The following is a 21,992-nucleotide window of genomic DNA, read 5'->3' on the forward strand; positions in this document are numbered from 1 at the left end:
ATTGCTTACGCGCCCGCCGCGTTCGCCTCGATCATGCCGATCGAGATCTGCAGCGACGCGTCACGGATCTCCTGCTCGGAGTCGTCACTGCGCGGATAGGTGATCCAGTTGCTGTAGAGCGTCGTCAGCGCGTCCCACGCCCGCAAGCGATGGATCAGCGGCGAGTCGGCCTCCGCCAGCAGTGCGTGCAGGCGGCGCTGGCGCATCCGGAACACCGACATGCGGTCCAGGCGCGTGAGTGCGGCCTGGTTGTTCTGCATGAACTTGAGCACCGGCACGTGCGCGCGGATGACCTCCGCGTAGCGGCGCAACAGCTCGGTGCGCGTCTCAAGATCGCGGGGTCGGGAGTCGCCCCACTCGCAGATGCGGTCGACGTCCTCCGCGTAGGAGTCGAAGAAGCTCGCCGCGATGTCTTCCTTCGTCTTGAAGTGGTAGTAGAGCGCGGCCTTGGTGACGCCGAGTTGCTCGGCGATCTCCCGTAGAGAGGTGTGTTCGTAGCCGTGCTCGCTGAAGAGCGCGATCGCGGTCTGCTGGATCCGCTCTCGGGTGCTCGGCTGTTGCTGCTCGCGCGCTTCGCGCGGCGCTTCGGTCATGTGGGCAAGTCTCGTTCTGCGCCGGGTGTCCAGTGCGATTGCGGGGCAGTTGCGGCCTGAGCCACCTGCCCCGCCGCGCGCTAGCTGTTCGGCCGCTTCCCGTGGTTCGCGGACTTCTTCTTACGCGACTTGCGCTTGCGGGCTGCTTTCGCCACGGCTACTCCTAGGTCGGTCGGGAATTCAGGGGTCAACCTTACCGGCACCTGCGCGGGTGTACGGAGGGCAGTGGACACACTTCATTGACGAGTGCGTCAACCCGTAGCAGGGTTGGAAGCGAGGTAGCCGCCGTTCGGAAAGGTGCGAAGGCGGTGGACGGGCGTGGTGACGGTCGACTACGCTTCATTATAAAGGTTTGTTTAATATTTTAGCGGTATCCGTTTCACAAGGAGCGTCAAGTGAACCAGCCCCAGGTCGGCGCCACCGACAAGCCCAGCGCCGACGAGCAGCCCGGTATCGGCATGGCCGCCGACATCGCCGAGCAGCCCGATGTGTACGCCGACGTGCTCGACCACGGCGCCGCCGAGATCGCCCGGATCGCCGCGATCATCGCCGAACGGCGGCCGCGCTCGGTGGTCTTCACCGCCCGGGGCACCTCCGACCACGCCGCGCTGTATGCGGCCTACCTCACCGAGATCCGCCTCGGCCTGCCGGCCGGCCTCGCCAGCCCCTCGGTCGTCACCGTCTACGACGCCCGGCCCGACTGGTCCGACTCCCTCGTCATCGCCGTCTCCCAGTCCGGCGGATCACCCGACCTCGCCCAGGTCCTGGCCGCCGCCCGCGCCTCCGGCGCCCTCACCCTCGCCGTGACCAACAACCCCGACTCCCGCCTCGCCGGTGAAGCCGAACTCCACCTCGACATCCGCGCCGGACACGAACGCGCCGTTGCAGCCACCAAGACCTACACGGCCGAACTGCTCACGCTCCTGCTCCTCATCGAGGGCATCCGCACCGGCACCGGCCGCCTCGACTCCGCCGAAGCCGCGGCCATCGGCAAGCTCCCCGAACTGGCCCGCGGCGTGCTCGCCAACGCCGGCGCCGCCGAACTCGCCGGCCGCTACCGCTTCGCCTCCCGCTTCGTGACCACCGGACGCGGCTACGCGTACCCGACCGCCCGCGAGACCGCGCTCAAGCTCATGGAGACCTCGTACCTCCCTTCGCTCGCGTTCTCCGGCGCCGACCTCCTCCACGGCCCCCTCGCCATGACCGACCCCGGCGTGCCCGTGCTCGCGGTCGTCGGCTCCGGCCCCGGTGGCCATGCGATGTGGAACGTCCTCACACAACTGGGCAAGCAGCGCGCGGACGTGGTCGTCGTCGGCGCCGCCGACGTCCCGGGCCAGACCGCCCGACTCGCCACCCCCGCTGTGGACGAAAGGATCGCCGCACTCCTCGACATCCTTCCGCTGCAACAACTCGCGCTCCATTTGGCGATCGAACGGGGCGAGAACCCCGATGCCCCACGCGGTCTCAAGAAAGTCACGGAGACGGTGTGAGCCCAGCTAGGCAGGCGTAGGGAAACGGGTGTTCACCTTCGGTTCACCAAGATGTTCACCCGATTCCGTAAACTCTCCGTCATGCAGGCAACACCAACCGCGCCTACCGGCACCACCGAAATCGTCTGGCACGAACGGCGATACCGGGCGCGTGCGATCGCGGGCGGCGCCGCATTCGAGCTCTACGCGGACAGCCGCGAAGACGGATTCCACCCCACCGGCAGTTCCTTCCATCGATTCGTTCACGCCTCCGAGGTGACCAGCCCCGGAGGTGAACTGCTGCTTGCCGGCGTCGCGCCGGTGTCGATCCCGGTCATGCCCGGGGCCGACCCTGCCACCGTCCACCGCTACAGCCAGAACCCGCGCATCGGCCCCGCCGAACGCGCGCTCGTCTCAGCCGTGCGCGCCACCGCGTTCATCACAGTCGGCACCCGCATGGTCAAGCCGCTCAGCCGCCACCAGGTCGCCCGGCAGTTGACCTCCGCACCCGTGGTCAGCGGCGTGTGCTTCCGCGAATTCGACGTCGCCCACCTGCGCACCCCCGAAGACCGAGTGGTGCTCGCCGCCGACCCCGACGACGCCCGCGACACCTCGTTCGCCTTGCGCTGGAAGGCGATCTGCGCCTGCGACTACCAGAGCACCGAGGCCTCCCACTTCCCCGGCCTGGTCGGCGTCCCCGGACGGGAACGGCGCGGATCGATGGTCCTGGGCACCGGGTTCCTGCCGAGCGGCACCCACCTCATCCCCGAATTCGTCACGGCCGGCATCGCCGACCTGCCGCTCACCGCGCGCGCCGAGATCCTCGCGTACACGGCCGACGGCAACGAGGTCGCGCTGTTCCAATACCAGCCGCAGACGAACGTATGGGACCGCATGGCCGGCGCCCGGCACCGTGACCTCGTGAACCGCATTCCCGGCCTCGAGACCGGCCGCGCGCTCTTCCGGACCAACCCGTCGGTCCACGCTGGACTGATGGGCGAACACGAAGGCGCGCGGGTCCCGGTGACGGCCGACCCCGGCCACGGGTTCAGCGTCTACGCCCGCGGCGCCACCAGCCGCAGCCCCGTCACCCGCCCGCAGCGCTTCTACACACGGGCGCGCTGGCGCGACATCGAGGTGCTCGCGTTGGGCCGCAACGAGGACTGGGTGCGGCTGCGCCTGAGCCAGCCGGACATCGAGGCGATCATGACCACCGACGCGACCTGTGTCGAGCGCGGCGTCTACGAATGCTGGGCCCCGCTCGCCGAACTCGAGAACCCCCACGTGGTGCTGGTCGACTACCCGAACGGCAACCACCCCGCCTCCTGCTGACCCGCGACTGGGAGGGCCCGGGCTCGGTTCGTGGTCAGGAGTGGCCTCCTCTCGAGAGTCGCCAGCGGTTGTCTATGCGGTCCACCCAGCCGGTCCGGAGGAGGTGACCGAGTGTCTCGGCTGCGATCTCAGTCGGGACGCCGGCAGCGGCCGCGAGGCGGGCCGTTTCGACCACGTAGCCCCTCGGCAAGGACTCGACCAGGCGGGCTTCGATCTCCGTCAAGCGGTCGAAGGGGCGGCGCTCCGACGGTGGTGGCGTCGCCAGGGGACCGCCGATGCCCGTGAGGTCTTCGATCACCTCTTCCGCCCGCGTTACCAGCCGGGCTTCCCATGGCTCCCTTGCCAGTTGGTGAACCCCGGCCGACATCGAGGAGGTCACCGGGCCCGGCGTGAACATCAGGACGCGGCCGAGTTCCGCCGCGTACCGGGCCGTGTTGCGCGCGCCCGAGCGGTGCGCGGCTTCGATGACCACCGTGCCGGCGGTCAGGGCCGCTATGACTCGGTTCCGCGTCAGGAAGCGATGCTTCATGACGCCCGTGCCCGGCGGCCACTCGCTGATGATGAGGCCCCGCTCGGCGATGAGGCTGAACATCGAGGCGTTCGCCTTCGGATACGGCGACTCCACCCCGCAGGCCAGCACCGAGACCGTCGAACCGCCGCGAGCCAGCGCCCCCAGATGCGCGGCCCGGTCGATCCCGAACGCGCCGCCGGACACGATGACCCAGCCCGCCTCCGTCAGATCGGCCGCGAGGTCGTCAGCGAGGTGCTGGCCGTATTCGCTTGCGGCTCTTGCGCCGACGATCGCCACCGAGCGGCGGCACAAGCGCGCCAGGTCCTGCTCGCCCCGCACCCAGAGGCAGCGCGGCGGTCGGATGTGCGGTTCGTCGGCGTCGCAGACGAGCATGAGGTCGCGGAGCTGGTCCGGCCATTCGGGATCGCCGGGGATCAGGACGCGGGCGCCGCAGGCCTTCGTGGCGGAGTCGATCTGGGCGGCGCGGTCGGCCGGGTCGTGGGTGCAGGCGACGATCGCGCTCGTGAGGCGCCGCAGCCGTTCGGGAACCTCTCCTTCCCAGAGACGCTTGACGACTTCGATCGGGCCGATGTCGCCGAGGAGGTCGTCGAGTTCGGCGTCGCCGGGCTCGATCATCGAGGACAGGAGCATGAGGGCGAGGCGGGGATCATCGGGCAGATTCGTCACGGTTCCTCCTCGTGCGGTGGGTGTGTCGACGTGGTTCGGGGGAGTCTTGGTGCGGTGCTTCGTGGTCGTGGTCGTGGTCGTGGTCGTGGTCGTGGTCGTGGGTTCAGCTGAGCGTGTAGCCGATGCGCAGTTCGCTGGCGATGGTGATGTCGTCGGCGGTCGGGCCGTCGTGCTCCCGTAGATCCGCGATCGTCCAGGCGAGCTTCAAGATCCGGTCGTAGCCGCGCGCGGTGATCCGCTCCTTCATCAGCAGGTCGTCCACGCTCTTCCTGACCGGCGGCGGGAGCCGCCACCGCTCGGATCGCAATGCGGGCCCGGGGACTTCGCTGTTGCACTGCCACCCCGCTCCGGACTCGGCCCATCGCGCGGTCGCCGCCTCCCTGGCCTTGGCCACTCGCTTCGCGACCTGTTCGGACGGCTCGGCCTCCGAGAGTTCGGAGAGGATCGCCGAGGGCGGCACCGCGGGCAGGTTCACCCGGAGGTCGATCCGGTCCATCAGCGGCCGCGAGATCCGCGGCAGGTAGCTCCGTTTCATCTGCGGTGTGCAGGTGCAGTCGCACGGCTTGTTGGGCGCGCAGGGACACGGGTTCGCCGCCAGGACCAGGATGACCTTGGCCGGGTATGAGATCGACGTGTTCGCCCGCCTGATGCGCACTTCGCCGCTCTCCAGCGGCTGGCGCAGCGAGTCGAGGACCGAGCGCTTCCACTCGGGGGCCTCGTCCACGAACAGGACCCCGCGGTGCGCGAGGGCGAGCGAGCCCGGGCCCACATGTCCGCTGCCGCCGCCCACCAAGGCCTGCATGGTGATCGAGTGGTGCGGGGCTTCGAACGGGGCGTGGCGCATGAGTGTCGCCGCGCCGCCGGAGAAGCGGCCCCGCAGTGAATGGAGCGAGGTGACCTCGACCGCCTCCGCGTCGGTGAGTGGCGGCAGGATCGACGGCAGTCGTTCCGCCAGCATCGTCTTGCCCGCTCCTGGAGGTCCGACCATCAGCATGTGGTGGCCTCCCGCAGCCGCGATCTCCAATGCCCGGCGAGCGGCCGGTTGCCCGCGGACATCGGCGAGGTCCGGTAGCGGTGGGGCGGCGTCGGGCGCCGTCCGCATCACCGGGTCGAGTGTGGTCTGCCCGAACAGCCAGGCGACGAGCGTCGCGAGGTCGTGCGGGGCGTAGACGGCGAGGCCGTCCACGAGGGACGCTTCGGCGGCGTTCTCCGGGGAGACGATCGCCGTCCGCATCCCGGACTTGCGGGCCTCCATGAGCGCGGGGAGCGTGCCGGGCACGGCCCGGAGGGTGCCGTCGAGACCGAGTTCCGAGAGCAGGACCGTTTCGTGCAGCTTCTCGGTCGGCAGGGTGTCGTCGGCGCACATGATGGTGAGCGCGAGTGCGAGGTCGGCGGCCGAGCCGGTGGTCGGCATCGAGGCCGGGCCGAAGTTCACGGAGACGGACTTGTCCGGGAATCGCAGCGCGGAGTTCGCCATCGCGGACCGGACGCGGGTCTGGGCTTGATTGACGACGCTGTCGGGCAGGCCGGACATGCGGACCGTGTCAGTGCCCTTCGCGGAGGATTTGAACACCGAGGCCTCGACGGTGACCGCGACGGCGGTCGCGCCGATCATGCAGACGGTGTTGGTGCGTGCGTAACCCATGTCGGTTCCCCTGACGGTGTTCGAGTGCGAGGCGGCGCACGCCGGTGACCGTGAGCGCGAGGCGGTCGACCCGCCAGGGCTGGTCGGTCCTGCAGTGCTCCTTGAGCCAGGCCCGGGCGAGCCGTTCGATCCGATGGAGCTTCTCGCCGTCCACCGCGCCGAGTGGGCCGCCGTACCGCCCGGAGCGGCGGGTCTTGACCTCGCAGAAGACCACGGTGTCGGCCGATCGGGCGATGAGGTCGAGCTCGCCGAGGCGGTGCCGCCAGTTGCGGGCGAGGATCTGCATCCGGTCGCGCTGGAGATGCGCCGCGGCGAGCCGCTCGCCGAGCCGGCCGAGTTGGTGCGGGCTGAGACGTCGCAGGTTCACCGTGGGTTCGGTCGGCGGCGGTGGGGGATCGGTGCGCTGCGCTGATGCCGGTGCGACGGCGGTCGATGCGGGGCGGTTCATGGCCGGGCTCCAGCGTGGTCCTTGCCGGGGCGGGGGAGCAGGCGGACCTTGCCGGATCCGAAGAGCAGCATCGGGTCCAGGTAGAGCGGGCCGCGTTTGAGGCCGAGGTGGAGGCAGACCTGGCCGGGGCAGGACGCGTGGCCCGGTTGGAGGTGCCCGATGGTCTGGCCCGCGGTGACCGCATCGCCGGCGGCAACCAGGGGTTCGACCGGTTCGTACGTGGTGCGCAGGCCGTTCGCGTGGACGATGCTGATCACGCCTCGCCCGGCGAGGTCGTCTGCGAACACCACCGTGCCGGAACCCGCGGCGGTGACGGGGAGGTCGTCTCCCGCGGCGAGGTCGACCCCGCGATGGCCCGCCAGCCACGGTTCGGGCGGCGGGTCGAAGCGGGTGAGGAGGTCGAGGCCGCCGACCGGGGATTGCCAGGGACCGGAAGCGGGCGAGGGCGGAGCGTTCGTCGGGGCGGCGGAGGGCGGTTCGGCCTTGGCGAGTGTGGGTGTGAGGACGGCTGCTGCGGCAAGTAGCGATGCGGCTATGAGACCGAGGACCATTGCGTTGTGTAGTTGTCGCATGACTCAATGCTGACGCGGGTGCCCGGTTTCGGCAAGAAGAAGTTTTCTGCCTGTGGATAACTTTGTTCGTCCGGTTGCTGCCTGCCTCGATGGTTGGTGTCATATCGAACCCCCTGAGTGTTTCGGCGACAGGGTTCGGCCTGCGGAGTCCATTGCGTCTGTCACTGCAGTCCACCGCGTTCGTGGCGCGCACGGGGGGCTGAGTACACTGATCGGAGCGGTACGGCACCTTTGTGCGCCGAACCGACTTCGCGCGCTCGCCGCGGCCCGACCTCCATCGCTCGCCCGTCAAGGGCGCACTGCGGTGGATGCGGTCCGGCCCTAGCGATCTCCCAGGTCCGGGACTTCCCGGTTGCAGATCGCCGGAGGCGAGCGCCAGGCGCGGGACGCCCGGACTTCGGGCGCCTCCCGCGAATGAACCAGGGAACGAAAGGAATACAACCGTGTCGGTTGTCACCATGAGGCAGCTGCTTGAGAGCGGCGTGCACTTCGGCCACCAGACCCGTCGGTGGAACCCGAAGATGAAGCGGTTCATCCTCACCGACCGCAACGGCATCTACGTCATCGACCTGCGCCAGACCGTCGACTACGCGGTCAAGGCCCACGACTTCGTCAAGAACGTCGTCGCCGATGGCGGCGAGGTCCTGTTCGTGGGCACCAAGAAGCAGGCCCAGGAAGCCGTGGCCGAGCAGGCCCAGCGCGTCGGGATGCCCTTCGTGAACCACCGCTGGCTCGGCGGCATGCTCACCAACTTCCAGACCATCCAGAAGCGCCTCATGCGCCTCAAGGAACTCGAGATCATCGAGGCCAACGGTGCGGCCAACCGCACCAAGAAGGAAATGCTCCAGCTCATGCGCGAGAAGGACAAGCTCGAGCGCACGCTCGGCGGCCTCCGCGACATGGAGAAGACCCCGGCCGCGATCTGGATCGTGGACACCAAGAAAGAGCACATCGCCGTCGACGAGGCCCGCAAGCTCGGCATCCCCGTCGTCGCGATCCTCGACACGAACTGCGACCCGGACGAGGTCGACTTCCCGATCCCCGGGAACGACGACGCGATCCGCTCCGTCGCGCTCCTGACCAAGATCATCGCCGACGGCGCTGCCGAAGGCCTGATGGCCCGCTCCGGCGGCCAGGTCGCGAAGGGCGAGGGCGAGCCCCTCGCCGACTGGGAGAAGGAACTCCTCACCACCGACGGCGTCGAAGCCGCCGTCGAAGCTGCAGAGACCACCGAAGACTCCGTGAAGGTCGTCGAGCCGTCCGGCGAGAAGACCGTCGAAGACGAGAAGTAAGAAGGGGAGCAATGGCCAACTTCACGATGGCTGACGTCAAGAAGCTCCGGGAAGCCACCGGCTCCGGGATGATGGACGTCAAGAAGGCCCTCGAAGCGGCTGACGGCGACTACGACACCGCGCTTGAGGCCCTGCGCATCAAGGGCGCCAAGGACGTCGGCAAGCGCGCCGAGCGCACCACCGCCCAGGGCCTGGTCGCCCAGTCCGGCAACACGCTGCTCGAGCTGCTCTGCGAGACCGACTTCGTCGCCAAGAACGGCGCGTTCATCGAACTCGCCCAGACTCTGGTCGAGCTGGCCGACGAGGTCCGCCCCGCGGACGCCGAGGCCTTCGCCAAGGCCGAGCTGAACGGCAAGGCCGTCGCCGAGGTCGTCGCCGAGGAATCGGTGAAACTCGGCGAGAAGCTCGCTCTCGGCCGCGTCGGCTCGCTCGAGGGCGATGTCGCGGTCTACATGCACCGCAAGGCCGCCGACCTTCCGCCGGCCGTCGGCATCATCGTCTCGTACACCGGTGACGCCGAAGCCGCCCGCCAGGTCGGCATGCAGGCCGCCGCGATGCGACCGAAGTACCTCACCAGCGACGAGGTCCCGGCCGACATCATCGAGGCCGAGAAGCGCGTCGCTCTCGAGACCGCCAAAGAAGAGGGCAAGCCCGAGCGCGCCTGGGACAAGATCGTCGAAGGCAAGGTCAACGCGTACTACCGCGACTTCGCGCTGCTGTCGCAGACCTCGGTCCTCGACAACAAGAAGTCCGTGAAGCAGGTGCTCGCCGAGGCGGGCACCGAGGTCACCGGCTTCATCCGCTTCGAAGTCGGCCAGGAGTAGCGAGCGGTCCGCGCAAGCGGACTACACTTGCTCCAGCCGTAAGCCTTCTCGGCGAAGCTTGCGAGCGGTAAATTCGCATGGAAGGGGCGGCGGCGCAGGCCGCCGCCCCGTTCCATGCCCGGAGAAAGCACGGGCGAACGCACCGCCGGGTGAGACCCGGCCGGAGCGAGCAGGGCCGCAACAGCGCAGTACGGTCAACGGCATCGCAGCCACCGAGGGACACGTCAGAGCAGGGGAGCGCCATGAGTCAAGACACGTACCGCCGGGTCGTGCTGAAACTGTCCGGTGAGGCCTTCGGCGGCGGCGCCGTCGGCGTCGACCCCGATGTCGTCCAAGCGGTCGCGCGCCAGATCGCGGCCGGCGTCGCCGTGGGCGTCCAGGTCGCCATCGTCGTCGGCGGCGGCAACTTCTTCCGCGGGGCCGAACTCCAGCGCCGCGGCATGGACCGCGCCCGCGCCGACTACATGGGCATGCTCGGCACCGTCATGAACTGCCTCGCCCTCCAGGACTTCCTGGAGAAGGAAGGCGTCGACACCCGCGTCCAGACCGCCATCGCCATGGCCCAGGTCGCCGAGGCCTACCTGCCGCTGCGCGCCATCCGCCACCTCGAGAAGGGCCGCGTCGTCATCTTCGGCGCCGGCGCGGGGATGCCCTACTTCTCCACCGACACCGTCGCCGCCCAGCGGGCCCTGGAGATCGGCGCGCAGGTCGTGCTCGTCAGCAAGAACGGCGTCGACGCGGTCTACACCGCCGACCCGCGCACCGACCCCAACGCGCAGCGCCTCGACGACATCACCTTCGACGAGGCCCTCAAGCGCGAGCTCATGGTCGTCGACCAGGCCGCCTTCAGCCTCTGCAAGGACAACGCCCTGCCGATGCTCGTCTTCGGCGCCGACGACGACGGCAACCTGCGCCGCGCCATCGTCGGCGAGCAGCTCGGCACCCTCATCCACGCCGCCGAGGACTGACCCGAGCGGACGCAGCCCCCGAAACCCGCGTTCGAGGACATCCACGCCACCGAGCCACGCCGCCGGGACGGTACGGTCAGAAGTGCTGTCAGGCCGCGAGAGATTGTGAGAAAGCCGTGATTGACGACACCCTCCTCGAAGCCGAGGAGAAGATGGAGCGGGCCATCGAGCACGCCAAGGAGGAATTCGCCGCCATTCGCACCGGCCGCGCCTCCTCCTCGATGTTCAACCGGATCACGGTTGACTACTACGGTGCGCCCACCCCCATCCCGCAGGTCGCCTCCATCGCGATCCCCGAACCGCGCATGGTCATCGTCAAGCCCTTCGATGCCTCCCAGATGAAGGACATCGAGGACGCGATCCGCAACTCGAACCTCGGCGTCAACCCCTCCAACGAGGGCACCCAGCTGCGCCTGAACCTGCCGCCCATGACCGAGGAGCGGCGCCGCGAGATGATCAAGGTGGCCCGCACCAAGGGCGAGGACGCCAAGATCGCCATCCGCAACGTCCGCCGCAAGGCCAAGGACGAGATCGGCAAGGCCGTCAAGGAAGGCGAGATCTCCGAGGACGAGGGCCACGGCGGCGAGAAGGAACTCGACGACCTCACCGGTCGCTTCGTCAAGAACGTGGACGAGCTCATGAGCTCCAAAGAGTCCGAGTTGCTCGAGATCTGATGAGTGCCCTTCCCGACGGTTCGCCCGGTCGTCGCCCCCACCCGTCGCCGGACGGGCGAGGGCCCGGAGCCGCCGAGACCGACCCTGAAGACCGGAAGCCCAAGGCCGGCCGGAACCTGCCCGTCGCCATCGGCGCCGGGCTCGGCATGGCCGCGGTCGTCATCGCCTCGGTGCTGATCTGGCCGATGGCCTTCCTCGGCGTCGCCGCTGTCGCCGTCGGCGTCGCGTGCTGGGAGACCGGCACCGCGATGCGCAAGGGCGGCAGGAACGTCCCGGTGTTCCCGCTGGCCGCCGCCGGCGCGCTCATCGTGGTCCTCGCCTGGTTCGGCGGTGCCTCCGGGCTTCTGCTCGGCACCGCCGTCGGCGTGGCCGCACTGTTCGTGTGGCGCCTCTCCGAGGGCGCCACCGGCTACCGGACCGACATCCCCGCCGCCGCGCTCGTGCTCGTCCAGGTCCCGTTCCTGGCCGGGTTCATCATGCTCCTGGCCACCGCCGAGAACGATTCGGCGCGTTGGATCGACGGGGCCGCGGCGCAGGTCCTCATCGCGCTGTTCACCGTGGTCTGCTCCGACACCGGCGGCTATACCGCCGGTGTCCTGTTCGGCCGCCACCAGATGACGCCGCGCATCAGCCCCAAGAAGTCCTGGGAGGGCCTCGGCGGCTCGATCGTGCTCGCCGCCATAGGCGGATCGGTCACCCTGTGGCTGTTCTTCGACGTGCCCTTCCCGATGGGCGTGGCGTTCGGCGTGTGCGTGGCCCTGGCCGCTACGTTGGGGGACCTGTCCGTCTCGCTCCTGAAGCGGGACCTCGGCATCAAGGACATGAGCAATCTCATTCCCGGCCACGGCGGGGTCATGGACCGGCTCGACTCGATCCTCATGGTCGCCCCGGTGGCCTATGTATGGTTCCGTTACCTGCTCGGGTGATGTGTCCTGATTGGTGTATCCGTTGAAGGAGGGCCCGGGGTGAATTCCATGATCCGGGGTTGGCGGGTTCCGGTCCTGTCATGCGAGACTAGGTCGTGACATGTCTGTAGCACTCACGTTGACCGAACCGCGCCCCCGCAAGGCTGCGCCGCGACACCTCGCCGACCTCGATCTGGCCGGGTGCCAGTCCGTTCTCTCCGAGATCGGGCAGCCCGCCTTCCGCGCCAAGCAACTGCGCCAGCAGTACTTCGGCCGCCACGTCGGCGACGCGTCCCTCATGACCGACCTGCCGGCCGCCTCACGCGAGGCCATCGGCGAGGCGCTGCTTCCGCGGCTCCTCGACCCGGTGCGCGTCGACTCCTGCGACGACGGCCAGACCGTGAAGGCCGTCTGGCGCCTCTACGACGGCGCGCTCGTCGAGAGCGTCATCATGGCCTATCCCGGACGGGTGACCGCTTGCGTGTCCTCCCAAGCCGGGTGCGGCATGGCCTGCCCGTTCTGCGCCACCGGCCAGGGCGGCCTGACCCGCAACCTCACCACCGCCGAGATCGTCGACCAGGTGGTCGCCGCCGCGCGCCTCTCCGAGGAGCGCGGCCTGGGGCGGCTCTCGAACATCGTGTTCATGGGCATGGGCGAGCCGCTCGCGAACTGGGCGCGCCTCAAGAGCGCCCTCCACCTCATCACTTCGCCGGTGCCCGACGGGATCGGGCTCTCGGCCCGCAACATCACCGTCTCCACGGTCGGTCTCGTGCCGACCATCAAGAAGCTCATGGAGGAGGGCCTGCCGGTGACGCTGGCGGTCTCGCTCCACGCCCCGGACGACGAGCTCCGCGACGAGCTCGTCCCGATCAACACCCGCTGGAAGGTCGCCGAAGTGCTCGACGCGGCCTGGGAGTACGCTCGGGTGACAAAACGTCGTGTTTCGATCGAGTACGCGATGATCAGGGACGTCAATGACCAGCCGTGGCGGGCGGACCTCCTGGGCAAACTGCTCGCGGGCAAACTCGTGCACGTCAACCTGATTCCATTGAACCCGACTCCGGGAAGCCGTTGGGACGCCAGTCCCAAGCCGGTCGAAGAGGAGTTCGTACGGCGGCTGCGTGCCGCGGGTGTGTCCACGACGGTGCGCGATACGCGCGGCCAAGAGATCGACGGCGCCTGCGGGCAGCTGGCCGCTTCGGTCCGGGAGGCCGGGACACCCGGCCCAGCCGGTGCGAAGCCGCTCGGCGCCCCCGGTGCCGAGGATTAGGCGGAGAAGGGTGGCTTGGTAGTGGCGAGTCATGGTGACCGGTTCCGGCGCCGGGCGTTGAGCCGGGGCTACAAGGTCGATGAAGTCGACGCGTTCCTGGACCGCGTGGAGGCGACCCTTTCCGGGGAACCGGTGGGCAGCCCCGTGTCGGCCGACGAGGTCGACGACGTCGTCTTCAGGGTCCGCTTCGGCGGCTACGACGAGTGGCAGGTGGACGTCTACCTCGACCGGGTCGCGCGCCAGCTCGCCGAGCTCGAGGAGCGCGGCGTTCTCGGCACCGCTCCCGCCCCCGACTACGGCAAGGCCGAGGCCCACGCGGCCCCGGCTCCCCCGATGCAGGCTGCTCCCGGGACGCGACGCGCCCCCGAGGCGGCACAGGCCACGCAGGTCATCCCCGCTGCGACGCAAGCGATCCCCCGCGAGGTGATGGCCGCCCGCGAGATGGCGCCCCCGCCCCCCGCCCCCGAACCGGTCGGCCGCGGACGCGGCCCCGCCCCCCGCGGCGCGGCGGCCCCCCCGCCGGACAACGAAGGCTTCGGCGACCTGCGCGGCGGTGACGACGAGGGCTTCGGCTTCCTCGCCGGCCCTCCCGACGACGACTACGACGACCCGTTCGCCAAGCGCAACGGCGCGAACCAGGACTTCGGTCGCGGCGGCCAAGGCGACTTCGGTCGCGGCGGTCAGGGCGACTTCGGCCCCGGCCAAGGCGATTTCGGCCAGGGCCAGAACGACTTCGGTCCGGGCCAGGGCGACTTCGGCGGCCAGCGCGGTCCCAACGGCAACAACGGCTTCGGTCCCCGCGGCGGCGCCCCCGAGCCGGCCCCGTTCGGCAACGAGTACGGCGCCCCCCGCGGTCCCGAGCCGGTGCGCGGCGATTTCGCTCCGCCCACGCAGGCGGTGCCTCGCGCGGGGATGCCGATGCACGACGGGCCGCAGGCCGGTCCGGTGCCGCACGGCGCCACCGAGCAGCTCCCGCTCCAGTCCGATCCCCGGCGCGGCGGTTTCCCGCCGAACGACGGCCCCGGTGGCTTCGGTCAGAACGAGTCGCCTGGCGGCTTCGGTCAAAACGAGGGTCCCGGCGGCTTTGCTCCGAATGACGGCCCTGGCGGTTTCGTTCCGAACGACGCCCCCGGCGGTTTCCCCGCCAACGACGGTCCCGGCGGCTATGCGCCCAATGACGCTCCCGGCGTCTACGGCCAAGGCCGGCGGTCCGCTCCCGAGCCTGCGCCCGGGTTCGGTGCGGCGTACGACGACGAGTTCAGCGACACCGGGAGCCGCCGCGGGATGCCGCAGCCGCCCCCGCAACCGCAACCCCCGATGCAGCAGCCGCCGATGCAGGGCGGGCACCAACAGGGTCCGCCGTCCGGCGCGATTCCGCAGGCAGGGCGTTACAACCAGCCCGACCCCGAGCCGGTCCCGCCCGCGGCGCCGACGCAGGCGATCCCGCAGAACCTGGTGCAGGGCATGGGACAGGGTCCGATGGGCCGTCCCGAGCCGCAGCAGTCCGACCCGTACGGCGGCCCGCGCGGCCGCGAGTACGGTCAGGGCGGTTTCGGGCAGCAGCCGCAGGAGGACACCGGTTACGGTCGCCGTGCGGCCGCACCGAGTCCGCCGATGCAGCAGCAGGGTTTCGACCGCGGTATGCAGCATGAGCAGACGGGCGGCTTCGGCGCTCCCTCCGCACCGCCTCCCGGGCCGGCCGAGGGCTTCGCGCCCCCGCCCGCTCCGCCTGCCGACACCGGATTCGGCCAGGCCGCCCCGCGCGGCGCGGCCACCCCGCCGGACTTCGGCCGTCGCAACCCTTACGAGGGCCGCGGCTCGTTCGAGGCCCCCGGTCGCCATGGCCGCGAGGAGATGACGACCGAGATGCGGGCGTCCGACTCCCCGTTCACCCCGGACGACGTGCAGCGTCTCGAGCAGATGCGCCGGGCCTTCCAGCCGCGGCGCTTCGGTTCGGGCTACGACCCGAGCCAGGTGGACCAGATGTTCGACGCGGTCTTGAACGCGATGACCGGGCGCAACCCCGTCCCGCTGTCGGACCGCGAGCTCGACACGAGCCAGTTCTCCCTGGTGCAGGGCGGGTATTTCGAGGCCGAAGTGGACTCGGCGCTCCGCGAGGTGCGTGAGATGTTCGCCCGCCGCGGCATGATGCACTAGGGCGTGTTGCGAAAGTGGATCAAGGGGCTCGTTCGGTGTCTGGTACCTGTCGTGTGATGCTGGCGCAATGACTGATCAACGCAAGGTTGTCATCGTCCGCTGGCCAGGTCAGGGCCCTTCCGTGGATCGGTTGGCCGAGTTGCTGGCGGCGTACCATCTGCGGACGGAGGCAGAGAAGGGCGAGGCAGTTGTCGATGTGGACGGGTTGCCGGACCGCTACAGGGCAGAAGTCTTGGACCCGCGGGCCGCGTTCGCCGACGATGTTGTGTTGATGGCTCTGAGCGGCAACACAGCCGTGGGCTGCTTGGTGGTGACCGCCCCCGTCGGCGGCCGGTCAGAGGTCAAGAGGCTCTGGACAGACCCGGCATTCCGGAGCCGGGGCATCGCGTCCGGCCTGGTCAGCGCCGCGCTTACGCATTCCGCGGAAAGCGGCGTCAGCACGGTACGGCTGTCGGTATGGAAGTGGCGGGCAGGTGCCATCGCCCTGTACGAGCGGCTCGGTTTCACCGTCGCCGAATCGTGGGAGGAACGGGATCAACTGGTGTGCATGGAGCGTGCCGTGTGAGGGTCACAGCCACTCGTTGATGGCTGCGACCAGCACGGTTGCCTCGTATCGGACGGCGAGCTTGTCGTATGTCGTAGCCACAGCCCGGTGACGCTTGAGGCGATTGATCCCGCACTCCACCGTGTGACGCTCTTTGTAGTCGGCCTTGTCGAACTTCGGCGGCCGACCGCCGCGCGAGCCACGTCGCGCCACGGCGCACCGGCCCTGGTCCGCCACCGTATGCCGTCGATCAGCTGCCGCCGCGTCCACGTCTGCGGACGGCCCGGCTTCTTTCCCGTCGGCAACAACGGTTCTAGTCGGGCCCACTGGCCGTTCGTCAGATCTCCACGCCCCACGAAACGTGATCATCCACGGCCTTGATCCACTTTCGCAACACGCCCTTGTACGCAGACGAGGGAGGGGGCGGGTCCGCGATCGCGGACCCGCCCCCTTCATGTTCGAGTCCCGAGGCGGCCGGGCGGGCCGTGCCTCGGGGGTGTCGCCTAGCGCAGGCCGGTCTTGCGGAGCCAGACGTCGGAGACGATGACGCCGAGGAGCACCACGACGGTGATGCCGATGAAGACGTCCTCGATCCAGCCCTGGTGGTTGCCGAACAGATACGCCAGGTTGACGACGATGGCGACGGTCAGCGCGGTGTACAGGGCCTTGCGGCTCGTGGGCTTGCGCTGCGCGGGTGAGAGCACCTGCTCTTCTGCGGCCATGTGACTTCCTCCGACCTCTCCGTTGTTCGGGCACAGTCTCCCACGCCACAAGCCCGAACGTCCGGGCCCCGTCCAGGCTGTGACTTGTAGAGTTGAGCCGTCGTCGTCCTCTTGTCCGGAAGGGTCACTGTGCGAATCACCGGTACTGGCCACGCCAGCATGTTCATCGAGACCGCCGCGGGGTCGATCCTGTGCGATCCCTGGGTGAACCCCGCGTACTTCGCGTCCTGGTTCCCCTTCCCCGACAACTCGCAGCTCGACTGGGACACGCTGGGGCAGGCCGACTACCTGTACGTGTCGCATCTGCACCGGGACCACTTCGACGAGGAGAACTTCACGGAGCACATCAGCAAGGACACGACCGTCCTGCTGCCGGAGTACCCCACTGCGGAACTGGAGTCGGAGCTGCGGGCCCTGGGCTTCCACAAGTTCATCAAGACCGTCTCCGAGGAGATCGTGGAGCTCCCCGGCGGCGTGAAGGTCATGATCCAGGCACTCACGAGTCCCACCGACGGCCCGATCGGCGACTCGTCGCTGTGGGTCGAGGACGCCGACGGCACCCGCATGCTCAACCAGAACGACGCGCGGCCCACGGACATGAGCGTGTTCCTGCAGCACGGCAAGATCCACGCCCACCTGCTGCAGTTCTCGGGCGCGATCTGGTTCCCGATGGTCTACGAGCTGCCCGACTCCGCCAAGCGCGCCTTCGGGAAGCAGAAGCGCGAGCGCGGCTTCGACCGTTCGCTGCGGTACATCGACGACGTCAAGGGCGACTGGGTGTTCCCGATCGCGGGCCCGCCCTGCTTCCTGGACGACGCGCTGTACGAGTTCAACGACGTCTTCGGCGACGAGGGGAACATCTTCCCCGACCAGATGTCCTACGTGGACTGGTTGGAGGAGCAGGGTCGCAAGCAGAACATCATCCTGCTGCCCGGTTCGGTGGCGGAGATCAGCGCTGACGGCTCGGCCTCGGTCGAGCACCCCGTGGACGACCTGCGTGCTTGGTTCGACAACAAGAAGCAGCACCTCGACGAGTACAAGGAGCGGATGCAGCCGCGCCTCGAGGCGGAGAAGGCCTCCTGGTCGCACCCGGAGATCGACGTCCTGGAGACGCTGCGCGAGCGCATCGAGCCGCTCATGGAGTCGGCCGAGCACATCGCCACCGGCATCGGCGGCCCGGTCCGCTTCGACCTGACCGCGCCCGATTCCGACCAGGTGGTCGAGTCGATCGTCTTCGACTTCCTCGAGCGCAGGATCTACCCCGACGACGGCGCGAAGGTCCGCTACCGCTTCCGCACCGAGCGGCGCCTCATCGAGCACCTGCTGCACATCCGCGAGGTCGACTGGGTCAACTCGCTGTTCCTGTCATGCCGGTTCACGGCCGCGCGCATCGGCCAGTACAACGAGTACGTGTACGCGTTCTTCAAGTGCCTGTCGGAGGAGCGGCTGCAGTACGCGGAGGGCTGGTACGCCGAGCAGCGCCCCGACGACGAGGACATCGTCATGAACGGCTGGCAGGTCCAGCGCCGCTGCCCGCACCTCAAGGCGGACCTGTCGGTCTTCGGCAAGATCGAGGAGGGCGTCCTGACCTGCCAGATGCACGGCTGGAAGTGGAACCTCAAGTCCGGCAAGTGCATGACGTCGGTCGGGCACGACATCCGAAGCGGCAGGGCCGAAGCGCCCGCCGAGTGACGCGACGTGCGGAGGCCGGGGCCGCTCCTGCGGTCCTGCCTTGCGCCGTCCGTCAGTGGAGGCAGGCCGCCGCGGCGAAGCCCCACTGGTCGTGGAACCAGATGCCGAGCCAGATGTCGTCGGTGACGCCGCAGGCGGTGTACAGCTCGCCGCCGATGTACAGGCAGTTCCACTCGTAGTCGACCCCGGGCTGCATCTTGCCGAGGCTGTCGAACGAACCGCCCGGCCCGGTCCTCACGTGGAGGTTGTCGACCGAGGTGGCCGCCACGCAGTCCTGCTCCACCGGTGCCGCGGATGCGGGCGCGGGCACCAGCGTGAATGCGAATGCCGCCGCGATCGCGAGCCCGAGCCTGCCCATGCTTCGTCGCATGATGAGTTCCCTCCGTCAGGGCCCGGAGTCGTCACCGGGCCGCATTCAGGATGGGCGCTCGCGTACCGCGGCGCAGGGGCTCGCGGGTCGAGTCCGATATCGGACTTCGGTCAGGAATCGATGCCGAATTCGCGCATCATCGCCAGGATCTGGGTCTTGTAGAACTCGTCGACGTTGTCCTGCACCGGGAGGCTGCCGAAGGCCTCCATGACGACGAGGCCGAACACCCGGACCCATGCCGAGGTGAACGTGAAGATCCATTCGAGCGGGATCGGTTCGCCGACGATGAACACGGCGCATTTGTCCATGAGCTCGGCTTTGAGGGAGTCGGAGATCTCGGGCATCTCGATGGGGCCGGCGGCCGGGGTTTCGCCGTTCTCGGTCTGGCGGTAGAACGCGGCCATCTCCCGCCCGCACATCTGCGAGTGCTCGAGGGACTTGAGGGTGATGGGGTCGAGGTTCCCGGGGGACTGCTCCAGGATGCGGCCGTCGACGGACATGGAGCTGTTGCCCTCGGGGTAGGAGATCATAAGCTCGAACTCGCGCCGGTTGCCCACGGCCCAGTCGCGGAAGGCCCACACCCAGGCCTTCATCCGTTCGAGATGCGCCTCTGGCGGCGATGCGTCCATCGCTTTGCGGGTCGCGGAGATAAGTTCGTCGTAGAGGTCGCAGACCAGCTCGATGAGGAGCGCGTCGAGGCTGTCGAAGTAGCGGTACAGCGCGGCGGCGGTGACACCTACGTCGCGGGCGATGGCGCGCAAGGAGATCCCGCTCGGGCCGTGCTGCAGCAACTGGCTCCTGGCGCTCGCCTTGATTTCGGCGATCGTCTCGGCACGCATCCGTTCGCGACGGGACGGGCTTCCCGCGGTGTTCGAGGTCACTGCTCTCCTCAGGCTACAACTTGGTTAACGGTGTTGACTGATCTATGGGCGTTTATTAAAGTGAACACCGTTAGCTTTATTATCAACGCTCACCATCGTACCGTCGTGCGCCCCTCGCGCACCAGCGGCCGACGCCTCCCCAATAGGAGCAGTACATGTATTCCCTGCTAGGACGAGCGACGATCAAAGCCAGATGGTTCATCGTGGCGGGTATCGCGGCGGTCTTCGCCATCGGCGCCACCTGGGGCCTCGGCGTGTTCGACGAGTTCACGGACGGCGGCTACGTCTCCCAGGACTCGCCGTCGGTCCGCGACGCCGAGGCGATCGAGGCGGAGTTCGGCTCCATCGGCGCCGATGTCGTGGTCCTGTACGAGTCCGAGACGATGACGGCCGACGATCCCGCCTTCGCCGAGGCCGTCGAGAGCGCCGTCGCCGACATCGACGCGATCGACGAGATCGAGAGCGTCACGTCCTACTACGACACGCGACTGCCCTCGTTCGTCTCCGAGGACGGGCACGCGACCTACGCGGCCGTCTCGCTCGCCGGGTCCTCCGAGGAGGAGCGCGCCAACGAGTTCGCCGCGATCGAGGACCAGCTGCGCGACGCCGGAAGCACCGGTGACCTGGAGGTCTCCCTCGGCGGCGGCGCGGCCGTCTTCGCCGACCTCAACGAGCAGGTCCAGCACGACCTCGAGATCGCCGAGATGATCTCGATGCCGCTCCTGCTGCTCATCATGATCGTGGTCTTCGGCGCCCTCGTGGCCGCCTCGCTGCCCCTGCTCATCGGCGGCATGTCGATCCTCGGCGGCTTCGCGATCACCCGGGTCATCACCGAGTTCACCGACGTGTCGGTCTTCGCGGCCAACGTCATCACCATCATCGGCCTGGGCATGTCCATCGACTACTCGCTGTTCGTCCTGCGGCGGTTCCGCGAGGAGATGGCGACGGGTCGGGGCAAGCGCGCCGCGGTGCTCAACACCGTCGCCACCGCCGGCCGCACCGTCATGGTCTCGGGCGTCATCATCGTGCTGTCGATGGTCGGCCTGCTCCTGGTCGACGTGCCGTTCCTGCACGGCATCGCCTTCGGCGTCATGTCCGCCGTCGGCGTCGCGATGCTCTCGGCGCTCGTGGCCCTCCCCGCGCTCCTCTACCTGCTCGGCAACCGCGTCGACAAGGGCCGCCTGCCTTGGCGCAGGAACAAGGAGCCGAAGACCGACACGGGCTTCTGGCACGGCCTCGCGGCCGGGGTGATGCGCCGTCCGGTGCTCGTCCTGCTGCCGGTCCTCGCGTTCATGGCGCTGCTCGCCAGCCCGATCCTGGGCCTGCAGTTCGGCGGCGTCGACGAACGCGACATGCCGAAGGACTCGGAGTCCCGCGTCGTCACCGAGACCATCGCCGCCGATTTCCCCGGCGGGGACGCGGAGCAGTTCCAAGTCATGGTCACCGGTGGCCAAGAAGCGTGGGCCGCGGCCGAGACCGCGCTCCTGGGGCTCGACAACGTCGACGACGTGCAGCCGGCCGACGAGCCGACCGCGGACGCGATGCTCTACAACGTCTCCTACGACCTCGACCCGTTCAGCGCCGAGGCCCGCGCCCTCATCGAGGACGCCCGCGACCTCGAGGTCGCCGGCGCGGAGCTGTACATCACCGGCGGCGCCTCCGACCGGGTCGACATGCTCGACGCCATCGGCGAGGGCCTGCCCTACATGCTCGGCTACATCGTCATCGTCACCATGATCGTGCTCTTCCTGGCCTTCGGGTCGATCGTGCTGCCGATCAAGGCGGTCCTGATGAACGCCGTCTCGCTCGGCGCGGCGCTGGGCGTCGTCGTGTGGATCTTCCAGGAGGGACACCTCTCCGACCTGCTCGACTTCACGCCCTCGGGCTTCATCGACCCGTCGAACCTGCTGCTCATGATCGCGCTGCTGTTCGCCCTCGCCACCGACTACGAGGTCTTCCTGCTCTCGCGGGTGCGCGAGGAATGGGACCACGGGGCCGACAACCGCACCGCCGTCCTGCGCGGCATGCAGTCGACCGGCTCGATCATCACCGCCGCGGCCCTGATCCTCATCGTGGTGGTGGGCGCGTTCGCCTTCAGCGGCATCACGTTCATGAAGATGATCGGCCTGGGCATGGCGATCGCGATCTTCCTCGACGCCACCGTCGTGCGGATGCTCCTCGTCCCGGCCACGATGCGCCTCCTCGGCCGCGCCAACTGGTGGGTCCCGGGCCCGCTTGGGCGCCTCTACTCCAAGTACGGCATCAAAGAGTCCGACGACTCCGTTGCGCCCGTTGATGAACGGAAACACGCGCGAGTCTGACCGCAGCCCTTCCACTGGGGAACCAGCGGCCCGCCCGGAATTTTCCGGGCGGGCCGTTTCCGTTGTGGGAGTGGCGATTGCGTTGATTTGGAAAGTCGTCGGATCGAAGTCCGAA

The 21,992-nt window shown here is 68.9% G+C and carries 21 protein-coding genes and 1 pseudogene; 12 read left to right on the plus strand and 10 right to left on the minus strand.

The window, feature by feature from the left end; all coding sequences use genetic code 11:
• Positions 1-5: 5 nt before the first annotated feature.
• Together ACFO8M_RS21335 and ACFO8M_RS21340 are read right to left on the minus strand one after the other, a co-directional pair.
• Positions 6-593 carry a TetR/AcrR family transcriptional regulator gene (locus ACFO8M_RS21335; RefSeq protein ID WP_387979321.1) on the minus strand — a complete coding sequence of 196 codons (588 nt, stop codon included), beginning with the start codon at positions 591-593 and terminating at the stop codon, positions 6-8.
• 80 nt (positions 594-673) lie between these two features.
• On the minus strand, positions 674-748 hold the full coding sequence (locus tag ACFO8M_RS21340; protein ID WP_373897052.1) for a 50S ribosomal protein bL37: 75 nt from the start codon (positions 746-748) through the stop codon (positions 674-676).
• A 303-nt stretch (positions 749-1,051) separates the two neighbouring features.
• On the opposite strand from ACFO8M_RS21340, the gene ACFO8M_RS21345 reads away from it, so the two are divergent.
• Positions 1,052-2,083: an SIS domain-containing protein gene (locus ACFO8M_RS21345; protein WP_387980772.1), complete on the plus strand. Its 1,032-nt coding sequence runs from the start codon at positions 1,052-1,054 to the stop codon at positions 2,081-2,083.
• An 81-nt stretch (positions 2,084-2,164) separates the two neighbouring features.
• Positions 2,165-3,394, plus strand: a complete 1,230-nt coding sequence (locus ACFO8M_RS21350; protein WP_387979323.1) for a hypothetical protein — start codon at positions 2,165-2,167, stop codon at positions 3,392-3,394.
• A gap of 34 nt (positions 3,395-3,428) precedes the next feature.
• Here ACFO8M_RS21350 and dprA read toward each other — a convergent pair whose 3' ends face one another.
• The 4 genes from dprA to ACFO8M_RS21370 form a co-directional block, all read right to left on the minus strand.
• Positions 3,429-4,592: a DNA-processing protein DprA gene (gene dprA / locus ACFO8M_RS21355; RefSeq protein WP_387979325.1), complete on the minus strand. Its 1,164-nt coding sequence runs from the start codon at positions 4,590-4,592 to the stop codon at positions 3,429-3,431.
• Between the two features lie 103 nt (positions 4,593-4,695).
• Positions 4,696-6,237: a YifB family Mg chelatase-like AAA ATPase gene (locus ACFO8M_RS21360; RefSeq protein WP_387979327.1), complete on the minus strand. Its 1,542-nt coding sequence runs from the start codon at positions 6,235-6,237 to the stop codon at positions 4,696-4,698.
• Entirely contained in the window at positions 6,137-6,685 is a 549-nt protein-coding gene (locus ACFO8M_RS21365; protein WP_387979329.1) for a YraN family protein, read from the minus strand. The genes ACFO8M_RS21360 and ACFO8M_RS21365 overlap by 101 nt, the downstream gene beginning before the upstream one ends.
• Positions 6,682-7,257: a murein hydrolase activator EnvC family protein gene (locus ACFO8M_RS21370; protein WP_387979331.1), complete on the minus strand. Its 576-nt coding sequence runs from the start codon at positions 7,255-7,257 to the stop codon at positions 6,682-6,684. Before ACFO8M_RS21370 ends, ACFO8M_RS21365 begins: the two co-directional genes overlap by 4 nt.
• Before the next feature lie 443 nt (positions 7,258-7,700).
• Between ACFO8M_RS21370 and rpsB the strand changes: the two genes are divergently transcribed.
• The 8 genes and pseudogenes from rpsB to ACFO8M_RS21410 all read left to right on the plus strand — a co-directional run bounded on the left by rpsB (position 7,701) and on the right by ACFO8M_RS21410 (position 15,912).
• Positions 7,701-8,549 carry a 30S ribosomal protein S2 gene (rpsB, locus tag ACFO8M_RS21375; protein WP_387979333.1) on the plus strand — a complete coding sequence of 283 codons (849 nt, stop codon included), beginning with the start codon at positions 7,701-7,703 and terminating at the stop codon, positions 8,547-8,549.
• An 11-nt stretch (positions 8,550-8,560) separates the two neighbouring features.
• On the plus strand, positions 8,561-9,373 hold the full coding sequence (tsf, locus tag ACFO8M_RS21380) for a translation elongation factor Ts (RefSeq protein ID WP_387979335.1): 813 nt from the start codon (positions 8,561-8,563) through the stop codon (positions 9,371-9,373).
• Positions 9,374-9,615: 242 nt separating this feature from the next.
• Complete coding sequence (pyrH, locus tag ACFO8M_RS21385; RefSeq protein WP_387979337.1) at positions 9,616-10,341, plus strand: UMP kinase; 726 nt, start codon at positions 9,616-9,618, stop codon at positions 10,339-10,341.
• Between the two features lie 116 nt (positions 10,342-10,457).
• Entirely contained in the window at positions 10,458-11,015 is a 558-nt protein-coding gene (gene frr, locus ACFO8M_RS21390) for a ribosome recycling factor (protein ID WP_387979339.1), read from the plus strand.
• Positions 11,015-11,941, plus strand: coding sequence for a phosphatidate cytidylyltransferase (locus tag ACFO8M_RS21395; protein ID WP_387979341.1), 927 nt, complete (start codon positions 11,015-11,017; stop codon positions 11,939-11,941). The genes frr and ACFO8M_RS21395 overlap by 1 nt, the downstream gene beginning before the upstream one ends.
• A 100-nt stretch (positions 11,942-12,041) precedes the next feature.
• Positions 12,042-13,190, plus strand: coding sequence for a 23S rRNA (adenine(2503)-C(2))-methyltransferase RlmN (gene rlmN / locus ACFO8M_RS21400; RefSeq protein ID WP_387979343.1), 1,149 nt, complete (start codon positions 12,042-12,044; stop codon positions 13,188-13,190).
• A 21-nt stretch (positions 13,191-13,211) separates the two neighbouring features.
• A pseudogene (locus ACFO8M_RS26590) lies at positions 13,212-13,463 on the plus strand (DivIVA domain-containing protein); the annotation flags it as partial.
• 1,951 nt (positions 13,464-15,414) lie between these two features.
• Positions 15,415-15,912 carry a GNAT family N-acetyltransferase gene (locus tag ACFO8M_RS21410; RefSeq protein WP_387979347.1) on the plus strand — a complete coding sequence of 166 codons (498 nt, stop codon included), beginning with the start codon at positions 15,415-15,417 and terminating at the stop codon, positions 15,910-15,912.
• Here the strand turns inward: ACFO8M_RS21410 and ACFO8M_RS21415 are convergent.
• Together ACFO8M_RS21415 and ACFO8M_RS21420 are read right to left on the minus strand one after the other, a co-directional pair.
• Positions 15,882-16,247 (minus strand): transposase, encoded by a 366-nt coding sequence (locus ACFO8M_RS21415; protein WP_387979349.1) that lies wholly within the window; start codon positions 16,245-16,247, stop codon positions 15,882-15,884. The two genes, ACFO8M_RS21410 and ACFO8M_RS21415, sit on opposite strands and share 31 nt — an antisense overlap.
• Positions 16,248-16,394: 147 nt before the next feature.
• On the minus strand, positions 16,395-16,613 hold the full coding sequence (locus ACFO8M_RS21420) for a hypothetical protein (protein WP_387979351.1): 219 nt from the start codon (positions 16,611-16,613) through the stop codon (positions 16,395-16,397).
• Positions 16,614-16,742: 129 nt separating this feature from the next.
• Here ACFO8M_RS21420 and ACFO8M_RS21425 point away from each other — a divergent pair, with 129 nt between their 5' ends.
• Complete coding sequence (locus ACFO8M_RS21425) at positions 16,743-18,305, plus strand: Rieske 2Fe-2S domain-containing protein (protein WP_387979353.1); 1,563 nt, start codon at positions 16,743-16,745, stop codon at positions 18,303-18,305.
• Between the two features lie 52 nt (positions 18,306-18,357).
• Here ACFO8M_RS21425 and ACFO8M_RS21430 read toward each other — a convergent pair whose 3' ends face one another.
• A complete protein-coding gene (locus tag ACFO8M_RS21430) occupies positions 18,358-18,675 on the minus strand; it encodes a hypothetical protein (RefSeq protein ID WP_387979355.1) in 318 nt (105 codons plus the stop codon).
• Between the two features lie 110 nt (positions 18,676-18,785).
• Positions 18,786-19,556 (minus strand): TetR/AcrR family transcriptional regulator, encoded by a 771-nt coding sequence (locus tag ACFO8M_RS21435; protein ID WP_387979357.1) that lies wholly within the window; start codon positions 19,554-19,556, stop codon positions 18,786-18,788.
• A 155-nt stretch (positions 19,557-19,711) separates the two neighbouring features.
• Between ACFO8M_RS21435 and ACFO8M_RS21440 the strand changes: the two genes are divergently transcribed.
• Complete coding sequence (locus ACFO8M_RS21440) at positions 19,712-21,877, plus strand: MMPL family transporter (RefSeq protein WP_387979359.1); 2,166 nt, start codon at positions 19,712-19,714, stop codon at positions 21,875-21,877.
• The last annotated feature ends 115 nt before the right edge of the window (positions 21,878-21,992 follow it).

Origin of the sequence: Glycomyces rhizosphaerae (genome assembly GCF_042647865.1) — a bacterium.
GTDB lineage: Bacteria > Actinomycetota > Actinomycetes > Mycobacteriales > Micromonosporaceae > Glycomyces > Glycomyces rhizosphaerae.

Excerpts from the sequence above, each read along its gene's own strand:
- ACFO8M_RS21335 (WP_387979321.1), bottom strand. The coding sequence starts at position 593 with ATGACCGAAGCGCCGCGCGAAGCGCGCGAGCAGCAACAGCCGAGCACC.
- ACFO8M_RS21345 (WP_387980772.1), top strand. The coding sequence starts at position 1,052 with ATGGCCGCCGACATCGCCGAGCAGCCCGATGTGTACGCCGACGTGCTC.
- ACFO8M_RS21350 (WP_387979323.1), top strand. The coding sequence starts at position 2,165 with ATGCAGGCAACACCAACCGCGCCTACCGGCACCACCGAAATCGTCTGG.
- ACFO8M_RS21360 (WP_387979327.1), bottom strand. The coding sequence starts at position 6,237 with ATGGGTTACGCACGCACCAACACCGTCTGCATGATCGGCGCGACCGCC.
- ACFO8M_RS21365 (WP_387979329.1), bottom strand. The coding sequence starts at position 6,685 with ATGAACCGCCCCGCATCGACCGCCGTCGCACCGGCATCAGCGCAGCGC.
- ACFO8M_RS21370 (WP_387979331.1), bottom strand. The coding sequence starts at position 7,257 with ATGCGACAACTACACAACGCAATGGTCCTCGGTCTCATAGCCGCATCG.
- tsf (WP_387979335.1), top strand. The coding sequence starts at position 8,561 with ATGGCCAACTTCACGATGGCTGACGTCAAGAAGCTCCGGGAAGCCACC.
- pyrH (WP_387979337.1), top strand. The coding sequence starts at position 9,616 with ATGAGTCAAGACACGTACCGCCGGGTCGTGCTGAAACTGTCCGGTGAG.
- ACFO8M_RS21395 (WP_387979341.1), top strand. The coding sequence starts at position 11,015 with ATGAGTGCCCTTCCCGACGGTTCGCCCGGTCGTCGCCCCCACCCGTCG.
- rlmN (WP_387979343.1), top strand. The coding sequence starts at position 12,042 with ATGTCTGTAGCACTCACGTTGACCGAACCGCGCCCCCGCAAGGCTGCG.
- ACFO8M_RS21410 (WP_387979347.1), top strand. The coding sequence starts at position 15,415 with ATGACTGATCAACGCAAGGTTGTCATCGTCCGCTGGCCAGGTCAGGGC.
- ACFO8M_RS21420 (WP_387979351.1), bottom strand. The coding sequence starts at position 16,613 with ATGGCCGCAGAAGAGCAGGTGCTCTCACCCGCGCAGCGCAAGCCCACG.
- ACFO8M_RS21430 (WP_387979355.1), bottom strand. The coding sequence starts at position 18,675 with ATGCGACGAAGCATGGGCAGGCTCGGGCTCGCGATCGCGGCGGCATTC.
- ACFO8M_RS21440 (WP_387979359.1), top strand. The coding sequence starts at position 19,712 with ATGTATTCCCTGCTAGGACGAGCGACGATCAAAGCCAGATGGTTCATC.